Below are 15,638 nucleotides of genomic sequence, written 5' to 3'. Positions count from 1 at the left end.
CGCTGGCGGCCCGCAACGCGCGTCAGCGGCCCTTGGCGTCTCTCGGCGGCTCGTCGTCCACCAGAGACAGGTCCAGGTCGACCGACTGCGTGAGCACCGACCGCGGGGCCGGCACGCCCGGCGGCGGCGGTGGCGACTGCCAGACCATGGTCGCCATCTGGTCCGCGTGCGCCGTCGCATCCAGCGGCAGCACGACATCGATCGACTGCCCGTCGACCTCGTGCTCCGCGCGGTCCCGGGCCACGGCGTACAGCAGCAGCAGGTCGCGGTAGGCCGGCAGGCCCAGGTCGCCGCTGTACTCCTGATGCTTGGACAGCAGGTCCTGCAGCAGGCTCATGCTGCCCTCGGCGTCCACCCAGGCGGCCTCGAGCCGATCGATCAGTTCGTCATGGGCCTCCAGCCCCTCGCCCTCGTTCAGGTCGTCGCTCCACGACGGCGCGCGCGCATGGAACTGCTCCGCGAAACGCGTACCGACGCGATCGAAGGCCTCGCGGTCGCCGCGGCGCTGGTAGAGCTCCATCAGCTTGAGGAAGGGCAGGCCGCTGGCCGCGTCGCGCTGGTTCAGGCGCGAGGACAGCAGCTCGATGGCCGCGTCGTCCTGGCCCAGGACCATGAAGAAATCGACCTGCTGCTCCAGGTCGATCAGTTCCTCGACGGTCACCAGGCTGCCGACGCCGCCCAGGTCGGCGGTGAACGGCGCGGGCCGCGTGTCGTCGCGATCGAACTGCAGGCTCAGCGGCTCGACCGCCTCCATGGCCTCGAGCGCGGCCAGCGCCTCCAGCGCGTCGTCGGCGGCGGTGGTCGGCGCCCGCGTCGAGGCGCGCGCCGGTGGCGGCGTCAGCGGGCCGGGCCGGGTCGGTTCCTCGACGGCGGTGAGCGGCATCGGGATCGTCGTTGGCGCCGACGAGGCGGGCGGCCCGTCGGTCGACAGGTGCGACATCAACGGGGCCGGCGAACTGTGCGGATCGGTCGGCGTGAAAGGCGACGGCCCCGTGGGCATCGGCGGCGGCACCGTCGCGACGCCTCGCATCTCCGCCTCGGCGTCCTGACGCGAATCGGTCAGCCAGTGCTGTTCCGCCTCGCGCCGCTGCATGCGGTTGCTGCGCCACAGCAGCAGGCTGCTCGCGGCCAGCGCCAGGCTCAGCAGGCTCAGCCCCAGCACCCAGGTCGAGGACGATCCACCCGTCTCGGCGGCCCGCTCGCGCGCGGCCTGCAGGTCCTGGCGCAGCGTGTTCATCGCGGCGAGCGTGCGCTTCTGCTCCGCCTGCAGGTCGGCGATCTGCTTCTGCATCGCCAGCACCTGCTGACGGGCCTCCTCGGCGGCGCTGGCCGCGCTGGCGGCGGCCTCGGCCGCCAGCAGCGCGGGCGCGGGCGACTGCAAGGCCTCGGCGGGTTCGAGGCTCAATCGGGGCGTGGACGGCCGTGTCGCGCGATCCTCGCGGCGAACGGCGGCCGGCGCCGCGGCGCGACCGTCGCGCTCGGGGCCAGGACTTGCCTGCGCGACGCGACGCGCGGCGCGGCGCGGGCGCTCGGCCACTGAAGGCCTGGGCGTCGCGGCCGCGGCCAATGCCGGTTCGCCCGCACTGACGGGCGCCGAGACACGGGGCGCCTCGGTCACGCGGGCGGGCTGCCCTTCCCGCTGCGCCTGCAGCGCCGGCGACACCAGCGGCACGGTCGTCGCGCCGGTGTCGGCCATCGGTTCGGCATTCAGGCCGGGCGGATCGATGAAGGCGGTGTACTGGCGCGTGAGCCGCGCGCTGCAGCCCACGCTCAGCTGCACCGAGACGATGGGCTCGTCAATGCGCTGAACGCTGCGCAGCCGCACGCCGGTGGGACGTCCGGGGTCGCCCTCGATCTGCCAGTGCAGGCCCGAGGCGGACAACGGGTTCTCGCCCGCGCTGACCTCGGCGCGCACGCAGTCGGGCGTGAGGCTCTCGCCGGGATTGAGCTGGACGGGGAACAGCAGGTTCAAGGGCTGCCCCAGCGACGAGGCCGCCTGCGGTCGGCCCACGCCGAGACTCCACGCGGGCGCCGACATCACGAGGATGGCCAGCACGAGAACGCTATGCGACGGCAACACGCCGCGCGGGTCGTGATGATCTCGATCCATGCCCGCTGTCATTGCTGTTGGAGTGCGTTTCACTCTAGCACGGCGCTCCCCGGGACAAACCCGGAAAAGCGCCCCTCCTTCGCCCGCGACGCGCATCGCCCGCGCATCATGCGCGCATCGGCGCGGCGCCATGGGGCGCGCCGCGGGTCCCTCACAATAGGCCGGATGAGGTCGCGACACACGCGGCCCGTCCGCATCTTTCAGGAGACGGCTGGCCTGTCACGCCAGCGACAAAGCATGAACAGCTCGGTTCTTACAATTTCCGAACGCAACAACATCGAGTCGGGGCCGTGGTTCTCCAAGCTGTCACTGCCGTTGCGCAGCGACATTCTGGCGCGCGCCACCGTGCGTCGCCTCGCCGACGGCGCGCTGATGTCGGTGCGCGGCGAACCGGCCGAGGAATGGATCGGCGTGGCCAAGGGCGCGGTGCGCGTCAGTTCGGTGTCGCTGTCAGGCAAGCAGGTGACGCTGACCTATGTCGAGCCCGGCATCTGGTTCGGCGACATCGCCCTCTTCGACGGCCTGCCCCGCACGCACGACGCCAGCGCCCATGGCGAGACCACGCTGCTGGTGATCCGCAAGCCCGACTTCAAGGACCTGCTGCAACGCCACACCGAGCTGTACGAGGCGCTGCTGCGCCTGAACTGCCGGCGGCTGCGGCTGATGTTCGACCAGGTCGAGGACCTCAACACCCGACCCCTGGCCTCGCGGCTGGCCAAGCAGATCCTGCTGCTGGCGCGCAGCTACGGCGTGTCGCAGGGCGAGGAGGTCCGCATCGGCCTGCAGCTGGCGCAGGAAGACCTCGCGCAGTTGCTGGGCGCGTCGCGCCAGCGCGTGAACCAGGAGCTCAAGGGCTTCGAGCGCGAAGGCGCGGTGCGCGTCGAGCCGACGCGGCTGGTGGTATTGAGCAAGGAGAAGCTGTTGGCCATCGCCAACCGCTGAGCGCCCGGCGACCGATCCCCCGGTCCCCGGAGCGCGTGTTTCGCATCTCACGACAACTCCAGGAGACCTTGTGGACGACGCATTCACCGGCACCCGCGCCCCGACGCATCCGATCGACGCCCAGGCGCTCGCCGCCTGGCTGGCGCGCGAGATTCCCGGCTTCACCGGCCCGCTGACGATCGAGCAGTTCAAGGGCGGCCAGTCCAACCCCACCTACCAGTTGATCACGCCCGGCGGCAGCTACGTGATGCGGGCCAAGCCCGCGCCGGTGGCGAAACTGCTGCCCTCCGCGCACGCGATCGAGCGCGAATTCACCGTGATGCGGGCGCTGGCCGGCACCGACGTGCCGGTGCCGCAAATGCTCGCGCTGTGCGAGGACGAGTCCGTCATCGGCCGCGCCTTCTACGTCATGGCCTTCGTGCAGGGCCGCGTGCTGTGGGACCAGACGCTGCCCGGCGCGTCGAACGCGGAACGCGCCGCGATCTACGAGGAGATGAACCGGGTCATCGCGGCGCTGCATCGCGTCGACTTCCGCGCGCTGGGCCTGGAAGGCTACGGCAAGCCGGGCAACTACTTCGAGCGCCAGATCGGCCGCTGGAGCAAGCAGTACCAGGCCACGATCACCGGCCCGAACGAGGCGATGGACCGCCTGATCGACTGGCTGCCCGCGCACATCCCCGAATCGGCGCGCGACGAGCGCGAGGTCTCGATCGTGCACGGCGACTACCGGCTGGACAACCTCGTCTTCCATCCGACCGAGCCCCGCGTGCTGGCGGTGCTGGACTGGGAGCTGTCGACGCTGGGCCACCCGCTGGCGGACTTCAGCTATCACTGCATGTCCTGGCACATCCGCAAGACCGGCGCCGCGCGCGGTCTGGGCGGCGTGGACTTGGCGCCACTGGGCATCCCGGGTGAGCTCGACTACGTGCGCCGCTATTGCGAGCGCACCGGCCGCGCCGATCCGCAGCTGGTGATGAAGGACTGGAACTTCTACCTGGCCTACAACCTGTTCCGCATCTGCGCCATCCTGCAGGGCATCGCCAAGCGGGTGGAGGACGGCACCGCCTCGAGCGCGCAGGCCCGCGAGGCCGCGGCGGGCGCCAAACCGATGGCGGAGCTGGGCTGGGAGATCGCGCAGAAGCTGTCGCGCTGAGGCCCCCGACCTTCTGCTTTGGGAGCAGAGGATCGCGAGTTCCCGGGCAGGCGAATTTCCAGGCTACAATCTGCGGCTTCGTCGGGGCGTAGCGCAGTCTGGTAGCGCATCTGCTTTGGGAGCAGAGGGTCGCGAGTTCGAATCCCGCCGCCCCGACCATTTCTCCAGAAGAGCCGCAAGGAGCAATCCTCGCGGCTCTTCGTTTTTTCAGAGTGGCGACGCGCGGCCGCGCTCTGGCGCTCTGGATCAGCGCCTCGCATCCAGCGGCACCGCCGCGGTCTCCACGAAGATCGACGGCCGGAAGCCCTCCGCGCGCCCCTCCGTCGACTTGTCCGGCTCGGCCGCCAGCACCTCGATCGCGAGCGCCGTCATCGGCTTCGCGAACAGGTAGCCCTGCAGCTCGTCGCAGCCCATGGCCACGAGCTGGTCGCGCTGCGCCGCCGTCTCCACGCCCTCGGCCACGACCTTCAAGTGCAGCACGCGGGCCATCTCGATGACCGCGCGCACGATGGCCTGCGCCTGGACGCTGGTGGCGACATCGGCCACGAAGGCCCGGTCGATCTTGAGCTCCTGCGCCGGTAGCTGGCGCAGCGCGGCCAGGCTCGAGTAGCCGGTGCCGAAGTCGTCGATCGACACATGCACGCCCAGCGCGCCCAGGCGCTTGAACGCGCGGCCGGTGACCGTGGCGTGCTCCATCGCGACCGATTCGGTGATCTCGCAGGTGAAGCGCTCGGGCCGCAGGCGATGGCGCCGCAGGCCTTTCTCGAGGCGCCCGATGAATTCGTCCGAGCGCATCTGGTAGCCCGACACGTTGATCGCGACACGCATGCGCAGGCCCATCTCGCGCCAGCGCGCCGCCTGCGTCAGCGCGGTGTCGGCCACCCAGTCGCCGATCGGATCGATCAGGCCGTAGCGCTCCGCGATCGGGATGAAACGCGACGGACTCACCATGCCGAGCGTCGAATGCCGCCAGCGCAGCAGCGCTTCCACGCCGGTCACCTGCAGCGTGCGCGCATCCATCTTCGGCTGGTAGACCAGCTCCAGCTCCCGGTTCTTGATCGACTCCCGCAGCTCGCGCGCCATCGTGAGCTCCTCGCGCAGCTCCTCCTCCTGGACCGCGTCGAAGAAGGCGTGGCCGTTGCCGCCCAGGCGCTTGACCGAGCGCATCGCCGTCTGCGCGCGGCGGATCAACCGGATCGAGTGGCCGTGCTCGGGCGACATCGCCACGCCTACCGACAGGCTCACCGTCAGCGGTGTCGCGCCGACCAGGACCGGCTCGCCCAGCGCCTCCAGCACCTGCCGCACCAGGGCGTCGGTCTGCGATGCCGGGACCTCGCTCCACAGGGCGAATTCATCCCCCGCGAGCCGCCCGACGAGGGACCGCTTGCTGGCGAGCTGCCGCAGCCGCTCGGCGGTGCGCACCAGCAGGTGGTCGCCGTGGTCCTTGCCGTGCTCTTCGTTGATCAACCGGAAGCCATCCAGGCCGATGTAGAGCAGGCTGCCCTCGCCGCCGCGGCGCTGCAGCGCGTCCAGCAGCGCGGCGAACTCGTCCTCGAAGCGGCGCGCCGGCAGCAGCCCGGTGAGCCGGTCCCGACGCCGGGCACCGGACGCGCGGCCCAACCTTCCCTGGACCGCCATCAGCAGGACCAAGGTCAGGGCCACGCCCAGCAGGACGCCCAGGAGAACCCACATCAGCGTCAACAGCGGCTCCAGATGCAGCAAGGAGGAAGTGGGGATGCTAGGCGCTGAACGCACTTTCGTGCGGCGGCAGCACCGGAATGCGGGGGCCCGTCCGATCGGCGCGCGGTCCGGGCGTGAAGAACTCGGCGTGGCGCGGGCGTCGTCCGCGCCGACGGACACGGGGTTCGCAGCCTCAGCGCGACACCCCACCCGTCAGGGCGATAGGCGGGTGGCGATCAGGGGAAACCCCATGCGAGGGCTCGTGTCAGCGCGATGTCAGGCAGGGACAATGCGCGCTGTTTTTTTGTTTCAAAAGAGCGTCCTTCCTGGTCACGAGCCTGGAGCCGGGCGCGGCAACGGGCAACCCCGGAAGAGGATCGAGCACAGCATGGCGCTACAGCATTTGACCGACGAGCAGGTGCAGACCTGGTCGCGCGCGCAGAAGGACGAGTGGTGGTTCAAGAACGTCTTCCGCGGCGACATGGCGCAGCTCTCGCTGCGTTCGGGCTTCACCGGCTTCATGCTGGGCGGCATCCTGGCCGCGACCTCGCTGTACATCGGCGGCAAGACCGGCATCAGCGTCGGCGTGGGGCTGACCTCGGTGATCCTGGCCTTCGCGATGTTCCGCATCTTCGCGTCGCTGGGCTGGGCCAAGGACTACACGATCCTGGAGAACAACTGCACCCAGTCGATCGCCACGGCCGCGGGCTACGTGGTCTCGCCGCTGTTCTCGTCGCTGGCGGCGTACATGCTGTTCGTCGACCACATCGTGCCGTGGTGGCAGATGATGATCTGGATGATCGTCATCGCGGTGCTGGGCGTGCTGGTGGCGTTCCCGATGAAGCGGCGCTTCATCAACGAGGACCAGCTCCCCTTCCCCGAGGGTCGCGCCTGCGGCGTGGTGCTGGACTCGCTCTACACCGGCGAGGGCGGCGAAGGCATGTACAAGGCCAAGCTGCTGGCCAAGGTGGCGGCGGGCGCCGCGATCTACCAGGCGCTGATCAGCGATGGCTGGATGAAGCTGCTGCAGTTCAAGCTGCTGCGCATGGACAAGTGGGCCGGCATGACCGAGCCCTGGACCTTCCATGAGCGGCTGGACCAGTACTACTACGGCATGGCGGCCAAGGCAGAGATCTGGATCCCGAAGATCCTGGGCACCGACATCCGCGCGCTGGGGCTGCGCCTGACGCTGGACGCGGCCATGCTGGGCGTGGGCGGGCTGATGGGCATCGCGGTGGCGACAAGCTGCCTGCTGGGCGCGTTCGTGAACTTCGTGGTGCTGGCGCCGATCATGATCCAGGCCGGCGACATCGTGCAGCGCGTGGCGCCCAACGGCGCGCCGATCCCGATCTCGCGGGCGGAGATCGTCAACCAGTGGTCGATGTGGTGGGGCGTGGCGATGATGGTCGCGGGCTCGCTGACGACGCTGCTGGCCAAGCCCGACCTGTTCGTGGCGGTGTTCAAGTCCTTCCGCCGCAAGCCAGGCCAGGCCGGCGGCGGCAGCGACCTGCTCAAGGACATCGAGGTGCCGCTGTGGATCTCCTTCGTCGGCGTGCCGGTGATGGGCGTGCTGACGGCCTACATCGCGCACCTGTTCTTCGGCGTGCCGGTGGGCATGGCGCTGATCTCGCTGCCGCTGATCCTGGTGCTGACGGTGATCTGCACGAACTCGATGGCGCTGACCTCGTGGACGCCGACGGGCGCGCTGTCCAAGATCACGCAGTTCACGATGGGCGCGATCGACCGGACCAATCCGGCGTCCAACCTGATCCCGGCGGGCATGACCTCGGAGATCTCGTCGAACGCGGCGAACCTGCTGAGCGACATCAAGCCGGGCTACATGCTGGGCGGCAAGCCGCGTCACCAGGCGATCGGTCACGTGATCGGCGTGGTGGCGGGGGTGCTGTTCTGCGTGCCGCTGTTCTTCCTGCTGTTCGTGCCGAAGAACGCCGAGGGCCTGCGTTCGACGTCGACCATCATTTCCGAGCAGTTCTCGATGCCGGCGGCGGTGCAATGGCGCGGCGTGGCGGAGATCATCGCCAACGGGCTGCACAGCCTGCCGGCGTCGGCGCTGATCACGATGGCGATCGCGGCGGTGTGCGCGGTGGTGATCGAGCTGATCAAGATGGCGACCAAGGGCAAGTTCCCGCTGTCGTCGGTGGCGATCGGCCTGGGCGTGGTGCTGCCGCCGGAGTCGACCTTCGCGATGTGGGTCGGCGCGATGATCTTCTTCGTGATGGCCAAGGTCCACAAGACGCCGGGCACGGCGGGGTGGAAGCGCTGGGTGGACGGCTGCGAGCCGATCTGCGCGGGCCTGATCTCGGGCGCGGCGCTGATGGGCATCGGCAACGCGATCGTGAACGTGCTGATCTGATCTTCAGCTTGTCGAGAGTCGATCGACCATGGATCGACTTCGAACCGTTCCCCGGCCGCCGGTAACGGCGGTTCGCATGGCACAATCCGGGCCCTTCGGAGGCGTGGGAACGCCCTCCCGGGGCCCGAAGTCCGTTCTGGACGAAGGCATCGATCGGTCTACCGATTTCCGTCTGCCCGTAGCTCAACTGGATAGAGCAGCTGCCTTCTAAGCAGCAGGTCGGGGGTTCGAGTCCCTCCGGGCAGGCCAGCCATGCGTCAGAGCATTGCGTAGGCAAAGCCACTACGCCGCATTCCTGGATGTGCGACTGATGCGGGCATTCGCGGGCAAGCACACTGCCCCCGCTGCTTCTGGCTTTGCTTCTCGGTAAAGGGCTGTCAGCGTCAAGGCTGATCATGACCCTCGTGGGCCACCGCATTCTCATCGTCGACGCCAACGTCGACGCCGCGACTCGTCTTTCGCTTCACCTGCAGCGCCACGGCTGTGAGGTGGCCACCGCTCCAACGCTCGAGAGCGCAGTGCCGATCGCATCGGTGCTCGGACCGAAGGTCGTCATGGTGGATGACCAGTTCGGCGTTTCGCGCTTGAGAAGTCTCCGCGGCGTTCTGCTGGGCACCGAAACCTGCGACCACACGACGAAGTTCGTCTGCCTGGTTCGAACGCAGGCAGCAGCGCAGGTGATGTTGCTGACCGACTTCGATGCCGCTTTCGCGAATCCCGTCAGAGCGGACGACCTCGTGGCCTACATGACCGAGGCGCTGGTCACGCCTGCCTCGCGCGCAGCCAGCCAGATCTAGCAACCGCCCCCTTCGAAAGGGCTGCTGGCGCGTTGCGCTCCCTTAGCCGCGCGGCTTGTCGTAGACGGGAGTGAACTCGGGCGCTGCGGAATCCAGCTTCCCGTACAGCCTTTCGCTATCGTCCTTCCACCAATATTCGGTGTACTGAGCTGGTGCCTTCCACTCGTGAATGGCGATCAGACCGAGCAGGGAGCAAGGGTTGTCGGCCATGAAGTCCCAGCCATTCTTCTCGGCGCAGTACATGTCGGTATCGACATCGCGCCAGAGACGAAATCCCTTCTGCTTCAACACATTCAATGCGGTGTTGTAGACATTCGAATATTCAGAAAGCGCCGCCATCGCTTTTCTCCGGCAATCAAGCCCTCACAGCAGCAGCGTGCTCGTCAGCCGCACTGGCTGGCAGAAACCAATCGAAAGATCGGACTCGAGGCAACCGGCTCAAGCGTTCTCCAAAACTTCAATTGTTGACTCCAACACCCGAACGATGTCGTATGCAGTGATCTCCACGATGGCCAACGGCGATGTGACCGCCTCGTCCTCATCAATCGTCCGGGAGGCCAGATAGAGCCGATTGCGATACGGAATCAGAAAACTGAGCGAACTGTCGGTAGTCGCACCCAAATCCAGCACGCGACATGCACCGAACAACTCGCCTTCATCGGCCGCCAGCCGCTGATAAGCCTCCTCCAATGAATGTTGGAGGAACAGCGGCTCGTATTTCGCGTAATCGATCTTACGTTTCAGCGCATCGGCCGCCCTTCGAAGCGAAGTAACGAACTGCGGCACATAGGCGGCGTTATCGACCTCACTGATATTCTTCCCACCAATATAAATATTCACGATACGCATCGGCCGACTGGACGTCTCCGCCGGTCCGATCTCCATCGCGAATCGCGCAGCGTCGCCAATCATCTTCATTTGCAAATCATCCACAACCGGAAAACAGCGCCTTGACCTTCGGGTCCACGACCTTTCCGAGCTTCTTGCCCTTGTTCGTCTCACCATTGGTCGACCCGGCCCAATGGAAATGAAAGTCCCCGCTGTCCTGAAACTGGTGGAAGTTTCCAGCACTGTCCTTCGCCCAGCGGTTTCCTTCGAAGTACACGCTATTCTGAAAAAGCTCCACGTGATTCGGTGGCAAGACGCTTTTGCCGGGATTGTAATCCACGTTGCCGCGAAGAGGCGATTTTCTATTGGGATCGTGATGCCCAGGATTTTCGTAATAGTGCCAGCCGACCAAGCGGCCTTTCGTCGAGGGTTTCGACCCCTCCACCAGATAGGCAATATTGTCGCCATACTCGATCCGGGAGTTGATCGGATGGCCGTGCTTGCCAATCTGCCCTATTTCCAACGGGGAAAGACCAAGCGGATCGATCCAGCCCAAGGAATTGGCGGCCAACCTGTACAGGTTGGAGCCGGCTGAGAGCTTGAGCAGGTCCGGCGAGACAAAGGCGCCGCTCAGCGGATCGAAATAGCGGCAGAGGTTGTAGTGCAGCCCGGTTTCCACATCCTCGTACTGCCCTTGCAGGCGGATTGGATTGGCCACGTCGCCCAGTAGGAGCTCAGCCCGGCCCCACGCCTCGTATCGCGCTGCCCAAACCACGCGCCCCTTGTCATCGGTCAATCGGTTCGGGCTGCCATTCGGATCGGTGTGATAGCGATAGCTGACCTGCTTGTCGACCATCGCCAACGGCACAAAGCTGCCTGGGTAGTAGAGGTATTCGCGCCGCTCCCCCACCTTCCCTTCAGCGACAAGTCCGTCCCCCTCCCACCCGAACCAGCTTTCGTTGGTTCCACTCCGCTTGAACACCCGCCGCCCCATCGGGTCGTAGCCGTAGACGGTCTCGGCCTCGTCCGGCTCCGCGTCACCGAAGGTCGCTCGTCTGCGACTGCGCACCAGCCGCTGATTCGCATCCCACGCCAGCGCCAGCGTCTTCGGCTCCTCGCCGTCCAACTGCCGCTCATCGCGGCGCTCGATCAGGTTGCCCGCCGCATCGAAGCGGTAATGCACGCCCTCGCACCAGCCCTCGCGCCGCCAGGTGCCGTCCCGCTTCACGCCCGTCGTCAACCGATCCCCGGCCGGGTCCTGGAAGAACTTCTTCAGCCTCCCCTGCGGATCGATGTGCTCGACGATCTGTCCGAGCGGGTCGTAGCGGAACTGGTCCAGGCCGTACTGGCTGTCCTTGCGGTGCGTGAGATTGCCGGCCGCGTCGTAGGCGTACTGCGTGCTGAAGAGCCACTCCGACTCGCGCCGCACGCCCTGACCGGTGAGCCGGCCCTCGGCGTCGTACTGGTACTGCCGCTCGAGGCCCGGTGCCAGCGTCTCCTTCACCACCTGCCCGTTCTCGTCCCGCTCGATCGTGATCGGCGGTTCGTCGTTGATGCGGATGGCCGTGGGCTGTCCGAGCGCGTCGTACTCGTAGACCACCGTGTTGCCGGCGCTGGTCTCGCGCCGGATGCGACGGCCCAGCAGATCGAAGCCGTTCTTGATGACGAAGTCGCCCTGCTGCTCTTCGAGCAAGCGCCCCTCGACATCGAGCACCCGCTTCACCGTCACATGCTCATTGGCGCAACCGGTGAGGTTGCCATTCGCGTCGAAGTCGAAGGTCTCTTCGAACTGGCGTCCCGCCGCGAATGGATGCTCGAAGCGCTTGCGCCGGACCCGGCCAAGCTTGTCGGTCGTGAAGTCGATGACACGCCCCAGCGGATCGACGCTCTGCTTCAGATGCCCGGCCACATCGAAGACATACCGCGTCGCCTGCCCCCAGTAGTCCACTTCCTCGACCACGCGCCCGAGCGCATCGCGCCTGAGCTCATACATCTCACCGCGCTGGTTGCTCACGCCGATGAGCTGCTCTTCCGTGTCGTAGTGGTAATGCACCACGTGGCCGTCAGGCTGATGGCGCTTGGCGATGAGTCCCTGACCGAAGTACTCGAAGCCCGTGCGCGCCCCGTTCTCGTCCTCGTGATGCGTCAGGTTGCCCTGGGCGTCGTAGGCGCAACGGATGCGCGCGCCCGTGGGCAGGGTCGCCTCGACGAGCCGCCCCTTGCGGTCGTAGCGATAACGCGTGGCACGGCCCAGGGGATCCGAGCGCTCGAGCACATTGCCCAGCAGGTCGCGCTGGAGCCGGGAGACATGTCCCAGCGCATTCCTCACGCTGACCAGCTGGCCATCGGTGTCATAGCCCAGCCGCGTCGTCGCCTTCAGCGCGTCGCTCACGCTGAGCAGCAAGCCGTCCGCGCTGTACTCGTAGGCCGTCACCGCGCCGAGCGGACTCGTCTGCTCGGCCAGCAGCCCACGTTCATCCCATCGCTGACGCCAGCTCGCGCCATTGGGATCGGTGATCGCCACCGGCTTGTCGCGCGCGTCGACCTCGATCGACATCGCGCTGCCGTCCGGCCGCGTGAGCTTCAGCAGGTTGCCGCGCTCGTCATAGGCGTATTCGGTCCGGTGATTCGCCGCGTCCACCACCGCCGTCGTGCGGCCCACCTCGTCGTACTCGAAGATCGTGCGGCCGCCCAGCGGATCGATCTCCAGGATCGGCAGGCCGTGCTCGTCGCACTGGACCGTGGACACATGCCCCAGCGAATCGGTGATCCGCACCTCGCGGATCGCGGGCCAGTAAGCGAACTGGTAGTCGTACAGCCCGCCGTCGCCCCACGCGCGCACGACCTGCCACTCCTCGCCGCCTTCGCCCTCCTCGCCGCGCTTGTCGTACTCGTAATGGAAGGACAGCCCCGTCCGGTTGGTGTGCCGCACCATGTGGCGGCCGTCGTAGGCGAATCGGTAGGGATGATCCAGTTCATCGCGGACCGCCGTCAGGCAGCCCTGCGCATCGTGCTCGTAGCTGACGAAGGTGTGGCTGAACTCGGCCTCGGCCACGTACAGCGAGAGCGACCGGATGAAGCGCCCGGCGTACTCGACCAGCAGATGTCGTCCGCCCGATTCGCGGATCGCGCTCAGCCGGCCCTCCACCCATTCGTAGAGCAGCCAGTTGCCGCACAGGTCGCTGACGCGGCCCAGCGGCACTTCCCGCAGCTGCCCGGTCACGGGGACCGTCAGCGACTTCGGGAAGTGATAGGTCAGATCGCCCTTGGTGCGCACCCGCCACTCGTCACCGTGGTCGCTGAGCCGCGCGCCATCCATCAGCTCCAGCACCGCCGCCGCGTCGCCCTGCGCGGCCGGCAGCGCGGGGAAGAGTGCCGGCCCGGCATCCGGATGGAAGAACACCACGCTGCCGTCGGCCGCATCGATCTCCAGCCGCGCATCGGCCGGGCTCTCCCAGCCGACGCCGCACGCCCCCACCCGCTCGCGGCCCGAGGCGTAGTTGCGCACCCAGTCCATCGGGACGCGCCAGGGCAGGCTGAAGTCCACCTGCTCGACGCTGACCTCGCCGGTCAGGATGTTCACCGGCTCCGCGCGCAGCACCTTGCACTTCAGGAAGCCGGGGTCCATGTTCTTGAAGAGCTTCTGCCGGAACTTCTTGAAGCCCGCGCCCATCGCCTTGCCGAGCCGGGACTTGGCCAGCTTGCCCAGGCCCGCGAAGGCGCCGCGCGCGATCATGCCGGCCATCGAGATCGTCGGCGCGCCGCCCACCTTCACCGTGTTGGGGATCGCCAGGTTGAAGCTGGTGGGCAGCAGGTTGGGCAGCTTGAGCTTTTTCTTCTTCGGCCGCGGCGGGCTGGGCATGCCCGCGATCTGGCAGCCCAGCACCGGCAGCGCGAGGTAGGACAGCGGATCGCCGTCGGCCACCACGGTGGCGCTGCCCATGAACAGCTCGTCGTCCTTGTCCGGAATCATCGGCGCGAACGGGAAGCCGGGCGGGATGTGCACCACGATCGCCGAGGTGCCGGCCGTCGCGCGCTTCATGCCCATCACCTTGACGGTCGCGCCGATGAAAGGCAGGTAGTCGAAGGGATCGAACACCACCGACAGATGCGGCGTCGGCAGCGGCACCGGTCCGGCCGGCGTGGTGCACAGATGGATGTCGATGCCCAGCTGCGGGTCACCGTGCTTGGCGGAGAGATTCATGCGGCGGATCCTTGGGCGGTCGACGGCGCCGCGGCGGGGCTGATGGCGCCTGGCATCGCGATCGGCCAGGACGGACCGAACAGGCCTCGCGCCTGTTCGAACAGCTCGAGGAAGGCGGCGCTGCCGCCGGCCGCCTCGCCGTCCGCCCTCGCCTGCGCCGCATGCTGCAGCGCCTGCTCCCCGTCGAGGTGCTCGCGCTCGACCCGGCGCAACTCGGCCACATCGGCGGACGACTCCAGCGCCGCGGCCTGCTGGTCCAGACGCCCTCGCCGGCTCAGCTGCTCGCGGTCGAGGTCGCGCCGGATCGCCTCGATGCGGCCAGCGCGCTCCGGATCGACGAGCCGCAGCAGCTCGAAGCAATGCAGCGGCAGCGTCGTCATCGGCCGCGAGGCGGGCCGCAGCCCCTCGCCGACGGCCAGCGCCGGACGCCCGAAGGCCAGCGCCGCGTCAGCATCGCCGGCACGCGCCAGGCAGAAGCTGCCCATGCGCAGCGCCTCCAGGCGCATCAAGGGATTGGGCAGCGCGGCGGCCAGTTGCTCGGCGGCCTGGTAGCACGGCACCGCCGCGCGCGGCTCGCCGGCCGCGATCAGCGCCGCGGCCTCGCCGAACCAGGACTGCAGCACCAGCTGACCGCCCGCCGGATGCCCCGCCTCGCGAGCGGCTTCGGCGGCAGAGCGCGCATGGCGGTAATGGTTGACGGCCTCGTCGCAGCGCCGCTCCTTGAGCATCACGCCGGCGGTGAGCAGCCGCACCGCCACCTCCTGGTCGGACCAACCCTGCTGGCGCGCGAAGGCCAGCGCATCCCGTGCCTTGAGCTGCACCTGGTCGGCGGAGCCCTTCTCCGCGAGCGCGAACAGTCCCGTGAGCAGGCTGCGGAACACGCCGCCCGGTCCCACCGCGGGCTCCTGCGCGAAGGTTTCCTGCGCCACCGCCCACGCATCGAGCGCCAGCGGCTGCACCAGCACATCAGGACGATCCTCGCGCGCCAGCCGCTCCAGGCGCGGCGCGCCATCGGCATCGGGCACCAGCAGGCGCACGCCATCGGGCACGCCGGCGTCGAGCGCGCGGGTCACCCAGGCGGCCCAGGCCTCGTCGTCGGTCACGCTCGCGGGCGAGAGCACGGCGACGAGCTGCCCGAACACCGGGTGATGCCCGGCCAGCGCGGCCAGCGCGCGCATGAAGGCCGCGGCGGTGTCGGGGACCTCGTCCGGCTCGAAGCGCCAATCGGGCGTCTGCCCGGCCTGGCGCAACTCGTCGTGGCTCGCGGCGTACTGGCCGGCCAGCGCTTCCTTGAGCGCGCGCGAATAGGCGATGGACTGCTCGAACGGCGCATCGAAGACGACGAAGGTGTCGCCGCCGACGCCGCCGGTGGCGTCGCCCGCGGGCGCATGCCGCTGCATCTCGAGGAAGGCGTCGAGCAGGCGCCTGCCGCCGTCCGGCACCTGCCACAGCAGCAGGCGCTTGTCGGGCTGGTCGACGAACGCCTGCCAGTGCTGCAGCAACTCGGCGAGCCGGCGCTGCACCGGATTGATGGCCATGGCCATCCTTTC

General features: G+C 68.0%; 10 protein-coding genes and 2 tRNA genes. 6 read left to right on the top strand and 6 right to left on the bottom strand.

Annotated features, from left to right (window positions below):
• Positions 1-22: 22 nt before the first annotated feature.
• On the bottom strand, positions 23-2,110 hold the full coding sequence (locus FHT38_RS07225; protein ID WP_183490964.1) for a FimV family protein: 2,088 nt from the start codon (positions 2,108-2,110) through the stop codon (positions 23-25).
• A 237-nt stretch (positions 2,111-2,347) separates the two neighbouring features.
• Here FHT38_RS07225 and FHT38_RS07220 point away from each other — a divergent pair, with 237 nt between their 5' ends.
• The 3 genes from FHT38_RS07220 to FHT38_RS07210 all read left to right on the top strand — a co-directional run bounded on the left by FHT38_RS07220 (position 2,348) and on the right by FHT38_RS07210 (position 4,364).
• Positions 2,348-3,052, top strand: a complete 705-nt coding sequence (locus tag FHT38_RS07220) for a Crp/Fnr family transcriptional regulator (protein WP_091723982.1) — start codon at positions 2,348-2,350, stop codon at positions 3,050-3,052.
• A gap of 70 nt (positions 3,053-3,122) precedes the next feature.
• Positions 3,123-4,205, top strand: coding sequence for a phosphotransferase family protein (locus FHT38_RS07215; protein ID WP_091723979.1), 1,083 nt, complete (start codon positions 3,123-3,125; stop codon positions 4,203-4,205).
• Between the two features lie 82 nt (positions 4,206-4,287).
• Positions 4,288-4,364: transfer RNA gene (locus FHT38_RS07210), tRNA-Pro, on the top strand.
• Positions 4,365-4,451: 87 nt separating this feature from the next.
• On the opposite strand, the gene FHT38_RS07205 is transcribed toward FHT38_RS07210, so the two are convergent.
• Positions 4,452-5,897, bottom strand: a complete 1,446-nt coding sequence (locus tag FHT38_RS07205) for a bifunctional diguanylate cyclase/phosphodiesterase (protein WP_221213984.1) — start codon at positions 5,895-5,897, stop codon at positions 4,452-4,454.
• A gap of 376 nt (positions 5,898-6,273) precedes the next feature.
• Here FHT38_RS07205 and FHT38_RS07200 point away from each other — a divergent pair, with 376 nt between their 5' ends.
• The 3 genes from FHT38_RS07200 to FHT38_RS07190 all read left to right on the top strand — a co-directional run bounded on the left by FHT38_RS07200 (position 6,274) and on the right by FHT38_RS07190 (position 9,056).
• Positions 6,274-8,259 carry an OPT family oligopeptide transporter gene (locus tag FHT38_RS07200; protein WP_183490960.1) on the top strand — a complete coding sequence of 662 codons (1,986 nt, stop codon included), beginning with the start codon at positions 6,274-6,276 and terminating at the stop codon, positions 8,257-8,259.
• A gap of 172 nt (positions 8,260-8,431) precedes the next feature.
• Positions 8,432-8,508: transfer RNA gene (locus tag FHT38_RS07195), tRNA-Arg, on the top strand.
• A gap of 146 nt (positions 8,509-8,654) precedes the next feature.
• Entirely contained in the window at positions 8,655-9,056 is a 402-nt protein-coding gene (locus tag FHT38_RS07190) for a response regulator (protein ID WP_183490958.1), read from the top strand.
• A 42-nt stretch (positions 9,057-9,098) separates the two neighbouring features.
• Here the strand turns inward: FHT38_RS07190 and FHT38_RS07185 are convergent, their stop codons facing one another.
• The 4 genes from FHT38_RS07185 to FHT38_RS07170 form a co-directional block, all read right to left on the bottom strand.
• Complete coding sequence (locus tag FHT38_RS07185; RefSeq protein WP_183490957.1) at positions 9,099-9,395, bottom strand: hypothetical protein; 297 nt, start codon at positions 9,393-9,395, stop codon at positions 9,099-9,101.
• A gap of 99 nt (positions 9,396-9,494) precedes the next feature.
• On the bottom strand, positions 9,495-9,974 hold the full coding sequence (locus FHT38_RS07180; RefSeq protein ID WP_183490955.1) for a hypothetical protein: 480 nt from the start codon (positions 9,972-9,974) through the stop codon (positions 9,495-9,497).
• Positions 9,975-9,981: 7 nt separating this feature from the next.
• Entirely contained in the window at positions 9,982-14,088 is a 4,107-nt protein-coding gene (locus FHT38_RS07175) for an RHS repeat-associated core domain-containing protein (protein WP_183490953.1), read from the bottom strand.
• The gene (locus FHT38_RS07170) at positions 14,085-15,626 is read right to left on the bottom strand and encodes a hypothetical protein (protein ID WP_183490951.1); all 1,542 of its coding nucleotides are present in this window, start codon (positions 15,624-15,626) and stop codon (positions 14,085-14,087) included. Before FHT38_RS07170 ends, FHT38_RS07175 begins: the two co-directional genes overlap by 4 nt.
• Positions 15,627-15,638: the final 12 nt, after the last annotated feature.

The sequence above is a fragment of the Mitsuaria sp. BK041 genome (assembly GCF_014193085.1).
GTDB lineage: Bacteria > Pseudomonadota > Gammaproteobacteria > Burkholderiales > Burkholderiaceae_C > Roseateles.
Note: the sequence above shows the minus strand (reverse complement) of the source record. Positions and strands in the feature narration are given on the sequence as shown.

Coding starts and splice junctions, on each gene's coding strand:
- FHT38_RS07225 (WP_183490964.1), bottom strand. CDS start 2,110: ATGGATCGAGATCATCACGACCCGCGCGGCGTGTTGCCGTCGCATAGC.
- FHT38_RS07220 (WP_091723982.1), top strand. CDS start 2,348: ATGAACAGCTCGGTTCTTACAATTTCCGAACGCAACAACATCGAGTCG.
- FHT38_RS07205 (WP_221213984.1), bottom strand. CDS start 5,897: ATGTGGGTTCTCCTGGGCGTCCTGCTGGGCGTGGCCCTGACCTTGGTC.
- FHT38_RS07200 (WP_183490960.1), top strand. CDS start 6,274: ATGGCGCTACAGCATTTGACCGACGAGCAGGTGCAGACCTGGTCGCGC.
- FHT38_RS07190 (WP_183490958.1), top strand. CDS start 8,655: ATGACCCTCGTGGGCCACCGCATTCTCATCGTCGACGCCAACGTCGAC.
- FHT38_RS07185 (WP_183490957.1), bottom strand. CDS start 9,395: ATGGCGGCGCTTTCTGAATATTCGAATGTCTACAACACCGCATTGAAT.
- FHT38_RS07180 (WP_183490955.1), bottom strand. CDS start 9,974: ATGAAGATGATTGGCGACGCTGCGCGATTCGCGATGGAGATCGGACCG.
- FHT38_RS07175 (WP_183490953.1), bottom strand. CDS start 14,088: ATGAATCTCTCCGCCAAGCACGGTGACCCGCAGCTGGGCATCGACATC.
- FHT38_RS07170 (WP_183490951.1), bottom strand. CDS start 15,626: ATGGCCATCAATCCGGTGCAGCGCCGGCTCGCCGAGTTGCTGCAGCAC.